Genomic DNA, 5,042 nt, shown 5'->3' on the forward strand with positions numbered 1-5,042 from the left:
AGCAGAAGGTATTCACAACCCTCCAGCTCTAGGGAATGCTCAATGTAACATTCGAGAGTTTTACCGTTAGCGTCCTTCAGCGTAATGTCCCCTTTTGGAGATTCCCCATTTTCTTGGGGGGATTGAGGTAAACTAGCCAGTTTCTTGCAAGCTTTCAGGATTGGGTAAGAGACATAGCAACGAAGACAAAGTCCTGCTCTAGCACGACTTATGGCTGACCCAGACGATTCCTCAGGGTGAAACCAGGTGTATAGGGAGGTTTGAATATCCCGATGCTGCTCCACCGACAAATGCGCACCTCTAGGACTTTGCCCGACGCTGCCGCGAACGGTCAATCGCGTTTCTGAAGCATCTAATTCTAGACACTTCTGTTGAAAAAACTCCCATGCCAGCGGTAGTAACAGTTTTTTGTAACCACACCCAACACTAGCAGGATCAAGTCTTAAAATTTCCCAATATCTCGATAGAGGCACCATCCTTACACTTTTGCTTAGCTGTGCCATATTGTCTCATACAAATTATTAGGTTTGCAGTACCCAAACGGGTAATTTTTTGTAAAAGATGATATGCTATAATTCAGCTTTTTTTGATCGCAAGATAAATGCAAAGTTGAGTCAAGTTCCATTAATCACTTCTTAAATAGTTCCTGGATTTTTGAGTCAGGGTAATCTGTAATGCCTAATCATCAACTACTAATTACCCATTACCTTTTACCCAATTACCAATTACCTTCTAAGGGATATATTAATTAGTTAACCAAATTGGAGATTGATTTGATATTACTTCTTTATCCAGGATTCAATGACCGATAAATTACCCCCAATTTACTTCTACATTCCTCAGGGTTTCTGGCCGGACACCATGCCCAAAAGTGCCGATGAGAACTGGAAAGGCTTTGGTATTGGTATCTATGCCTGGACCTTACAAACCTATCTGCGCCTGAAAGCCGATGGTTTCCCTTGCGAACTAGTAGCAGAATTGCCCAGAGAAGGGATTGTCCTGATCCACCGCAATTGTTTACGAGCTCACAATGACCAGCTCAAGCCAGGACCAAAGTTATTGCTGATTTGTATTAAAGCTGAACAAAGACCCTATCCCTATGCTCAAGTCCATGTGGTACAAAATCCTCTGGAAACAATGCATCTGCGCAATAGTTACTATTTACCCCACTGGACTCAGCCAGGGTTAATTCAGCGCCATCCAGCACGATGCGATCGCTTTAAAACCATCGCCTTCTTTGGTCAGGAAAATAATCTAGCGATAGAGTTAAAGCATCCCTCCTGGCAACAACAACTCCAGGCACTGGGGTTATCTTGGCAACCAGTAATCAATCGCAATCATTGGCATGACTATAGCAACCTAGACAATCGCTGGCATGACTACAGTCAGATTGATGCTATTGTCGCTGTGCGTAGCTTTGAGTGTCACACAGGCTGCTTCCACCGCAATTACCTGACCAAACCAGCTACCAAACTCTACAATGCTTGGCTAGCAGGGGTTCCTGCTATTCTCGGATGTGAAGCTGCTTATCAAGTAGAACGCTATAGCCCACTAGACTATCTGGAAGTGGCTACCCCTAGCGCGTTAATTTCAGCCCTTAAGCGGTTGAAAGAAGAGCCAACTTTACGTAGCGCTATGGTTAAAAATGGTAGAATTCGTGCCAAAGCGATCACCCCTTCAAGTACTACGAAGAAGTGGCGTTATTTCTTAGAAACTATTGCATTACCTGCCTATGATAATTGGTGCAATCAATCTCATTTGTCTCAACAGATTACCTTGGGACAGGGTTATATTGGCTTTCAGGGAAATCGAGTTAAAGATAAAATAACAAGAGTTTTATTGGCTAGCAATAATTCCAGATAAAAGTCGATGGTAAATGGATTTTTGGAAATGAGTTTGGTATCCTTATTATATAGCAGTTGTCAATTCGGTTAGGTACTTACACCGGTGGTTTTTAGGGAGTAGGGAGTAGCGATTAGGGAGCAGGGAGTAGGGATGCAGCGCTTTTTTAACAACAAATAGTTTGACCTATCATTGTAAAACGCTATACTTAAACTAGATACTAACCCAATAGTACTTATTAACCATTCATAACTATGGTTCAAGCAGTATCAAAACTATTAACGTTTGACGAATTCTTAGAACAGTACCCAGAGGATGGAGGAAACTATGAACTTCGCCAGGGTAGAATTGTAGCTATGCGTCCCACCGGTTTACACGAACAAGTAGCAGCTCTCATTGCCAGAAAAATTGATGTCGAAATAGAGAGACTTTCACTACCTTACTTTATTCCTCGAACTTGTCTTGTCAAACCCTATCAACAGGGGGAAGGTTATTTACCAGATATCATTGTCTTGGATAAACAAACTGTCGTGGAAGACCCATACTGGAAAAAAAAGTCAAGTATTTCAATCGGTAAATCAGCTAAGTTAATCGTGGAAGTCGTTAGTACCAACTGGCAAGATGACTATCTAACCAAACTAGCTGAATACGAAAAATTTGGTATTCCAGAATACTGGATTGTTGACTATAAAGCCCTGGGAGGAACCCGATACATTGGGTCTCCTAAAATTCCTACAGTTTGGATATACGAGTTAGCTGAGGATGAATATAAAGAAGGCAAAACCTTTACGGGTTGTGATTCTATTGAATCACCAACTTTCCCAGAATTAAAACTAACTGTTGACCAGCTAGTCAAGGCCGGAACATAAACCTTTAGTGGCTCTACCGAAGTAAAATGCGACATATTAGGGAATAACAAACAATAATGAAACTCTTCTACTACCAATACTCATCCAAACGATTCCCCGGTGGTCTCAATAACTTCGGCGATGACCTAAACCCTTGGCTCTGGCAACAGTTAATCCCTAACTTACTAGATGACGATGAAAGCACCGCCTTTGTTGGAATCGGTACCCTCCTAAATAATTTACTACCCAAGCGTTTACCCAATGCTCGCCGAATCATAATTTTTAGTAGCGGAGTCGGTTATGAAAAGTTACCAAAACTCCAAGATTCCTGGACAATTGACTGTGTAAGAGGACCCCTTTCCGCCAAAGCCTTAGACATTTCCCCTCAATTAGCCGTTACCGATGGAGCAGTGCTAGTCAGACGACTCTTCCATCCAACCAGTCAAAAAATCCATCAATTTGCCGTTATGCCCCATGCTAAATCTGCCAGATATGGCGGTCAAGCCTGGCATCAAATCTGTGAACAAATCGGCTTTAAGTATATTGACCCTCGTTTGCCTGTCGAGCAAGTATTATCTGCCATCAGCCAAACCAAAATCTTACTAACAGAAGCCATGCATGGAGCAATTGTAGCCGATGCGCTACGAATTCCCTGGATTCCCATCTGCACTAATCCAAGTATCTTGGCATTTAAATGGCAGGATTGGTGCTTATCTGTTGGTTTGAAATACCAACCCCAATATATCATGCCTCTGTGGGATTTATATCCTAGAACAGCACGGGGAATTCGTTCCTCAATCCGTTATGCTCACTTTTGGTTTAATTGGCTCAAACAAGATCAGTTGCGTTCAGTCAAGACACTTTGGAGTGAAAAACAACAATTAATCGCCACTCAACTATTCAGAATCGCTAAAACTACCTCTCCCTACTTAAGTAATGACCATCGGCTCGAACAACTTACTACTGAATTGGAAGAAAGGTTATATAAATTGAAATCAAGAATGAATGTTCAAGGATGAATTCTAAATTTTGGGGTGGCTGAACTAAGGAATGGAATAATATAATGGAATAATATAAAGTAACCTTGTATCAGTTATAAATTCCCGATTCCCGATTCCCGATTCCCAATTCCCGATTCCCAATTCCCAATTCCCGATTCCCGTTCCCCTCCTGGGAGGGGTTAGGGGTGGGTTCCGATTCCCGATTCCCAATTCCCGATTCCCGATTCCCCATTATTACCGATTTTCCACACTCCGATAACGGAGCCATTCAGCTATAAAAGCAACTGCACCTGATACCAGGATTAGCAAAACACTAAGGGCATTTATATCTGGTTTAACACCAGTGCGGATGCGGCTAAAGATTTCCATAGGTAAGGTAGTTGCACCAGTCCCAGCTGTAAAACTAGAAATCAGAAAATCATCCATACTTAGGACAAAAGACAATAAACAACCGGCAATAATCCCTGGCATCAATTCCGGTAGTAATATTTTTATAAAAGCTTGTAAGGGGGTTGCTCCTAAATCAAGGGCTGCTTCTTCTAGGTGAGGGTCAAGCTGGGTGATACGGGAGGAAACAACAATGGCAATATAGGCCAAACAGAAAACTATATGAGCTGCTATGATAGTCCACAGACTAAGAGGAATAGCCATAACTGCCAAAAAGATGAGAGTTGCCACTGCGATCGCAATGTCTGGGATAATCAGGGGTAAGTAGGAGATACCTCGATACAAGCGTTTCCCTGGAAACTGGTAACGGGCTAAACCGACTGCCATCATGGTACCCAATACCGCAGAAATCCCTACTGCCACTAGCGCTACCGTGAGACTATTGAATAGTGCGGTCCTTACACTCTCGTCCTCCCATAGTTTCAGGTACCACTTAAACGTGAATCCCTGCCACTGGGCGCTGTATTTAGAGTCATTGAAGCTATAAAACGTCAGTACCAGCAGGGGTAGGTACATATAAAAGAACATCAGCAGGGAGAAAATACCTTGCCAAGAAACCCGGAGTTTTGGTTGAGAGTTTACCATGTCTAGGGGAAGCTCCTCCTGCTGATGGTAGAGTTGCTCATTAGTCATTTGTTAATTGTTAATTTTAATGATTAATAGTTAATGGTTAATTAATATCAAGTTTCTAGTTTAAATTTTTCATTTTTATAAATGCAACCCTATTTCCCTACTCCCTACTCCCTACTCCCTACTCCCTACTCCCTACTCCCTACTCCCTACTCCCTACTCCCCACTCCCTACTCCCTACTCCCTACTCCCTACTCCCTACTCCCTACTCCCTTTTCTATAGTGCTAGGGCTGTGCTTTTGGATCACCATACTTAATCAAAAGTGCGATCGCT

At 42.5% G+C, this 5,042-nt stretch carries 7 protein-coding genes and 1 pseudogene; 4 read left to right on the forward strand and 4 right to left on the reverse strand.

The genetic code is table 11. The features are described from left to right. Window positions 1-503: pseudogene (locus F6J94_RS30000) on the reverse strand (hypothetical protein); the annotation flags it as partial. Window positions 504-801: 298 nt separating this feature from the next. On the opposite strand from F6J94_RS30000, the gene F6J94_RS30005 reads away from it, so the two are divergent. Further along, entirely contained in the window at window positions 802-1,863 is a 1,062-nt protein-coding gene (locus F6J94_RS30005) for a hypothetical protein (protein WP_293047001.1), read from the forward strand. A gap of 68 nt (window positions 1,864-1,931) precedes the next feature. Here the strand turns inward: F6J94_RS30005 and F6J94_RS30010 are convergent, their stop codons facing one another. Next, complete coding sequence (locus tag F6J94_RS30010) at window positions 1,932-2,105, reverse strand: hypothetical protein (protein ID WP_293026473.1); 174 nt, start codon at window positions 2,103-2,105, stop codon at window positions 1,932-1,934. On the opposite strand from F6J94_RS30010, the gene F6J94_RS30015 reads away from it, so the two are divergent. Next, complete coding sequence (locus F6J94_RS30015; RefSeq protein WP_293047003.1) at window positions 2,097-2,711, forward strand: Uma2 family endonuclease; 615 nt, start codon at window positions 2,097-2,099, stop codon at window positions 2,709-2,711. The genes F6J94_RS30010 and F6J94_RS30015 overlap by 9 nt on opposite strands. 56 nt (window positions 2,712-2,767) lie before the next feature. Further along, on the forward strand, window positions 2,768-3,709 hold the full coding sequence (locus F6J94_RS30020) for a polysaccharide pyruvyl transferase family protein (protein WP_293047005.1): 942 nt from the start codon (window positions 2,768-2,770) through the stop codon (window positions 3,707-3,709). Between the two features lie 70 nt (window positions 3,710-3,779). Here the strand turns inward: F6J94_RS30020 and F6J94_RS30025 are convergent, their stop codons facing one another. Beyond that, on the reverse strand, window positions 3,780-3,923 hold the full coding sequence (locus F6J94_RS30025) for a hypothetical protein (RefSeq protein WP_293047006.1): 144 nt from the start codon (window positions 3,921-3,923) through the stop codon (window positions 3,780-3,782). A gap of 2 nt (window positions 3,924-3,925) precedes the next feature. Further along, window positions 3,926-4,771 carry an ABC transporter permease gene (locus F6J94_RS30030; protein ID WP_293047007.1) on the reverse strand — a complete coding sequence of 282 codons (846 nt, stop codon included), beginning with the start codon at window positions 4,769-4,771 and terminating at the stop codon, window positions 3,926-3,928. An 81-nt stretch (window positions 4,772-4,852) separates the two neighbouring features. Here F6J94_RS30030 and F6J94_RS30035 point away from each other — a divergent pair. Then, window positions 4,853-5,042: hypothetical protein (locus F6J94_RS30035; RefSeq protein ID WP_293047009.1), on the forward strand; the 190-nt coding region annotated here is incomplete at its 3' end.

Source organism: Moorena sp. SIO1F2, assembly GCF_010672755.1.
Lineage (GTDB): Bacteria > Cyanobacteriota > Cyanobacteriia > Cyanobacteriales > Coleofasciculaceae > Moorena.

Bases quoted from the DNA above. Each gene is read 5' to 3' on its own strand.
- F6J94_RS30015 (WP_293047003.1), top strand. From the start codon at position 2,097: ATGGTTCAAGCAGTATCAAAACTATTAACGTTTGACGAATTCTTAGAA.
- F6J94_RS30005 (WP_293047001.1), top strand. From the start codon at position 802: ATGACCGATAAATTACCCCCAATTTACTTCTACATTCCTCAGGGTTTC.
- F6J94_RS30020 (WP_293047005.1), top strand. From the start codon at position 2,768: ATGAAACTCTTCTACTACCAATACTCATCCAAACGATTCCCCGGTGGT.
- F6J94_RS30030 (WP_293047007.1), bottom strand. From the start codon at position 4,771: ATGACTAATGAGCAACTCTACCATCAGCAGGAGGAGCTTCCCCTAGAC.
- F6J94_RS30025 (WP_293047006.1), bottom strand. From the start codon at position 3,923: ATGGGGAATCGGGAATCGGGAATTGGGAATCGGGAATCGGAACCCACC.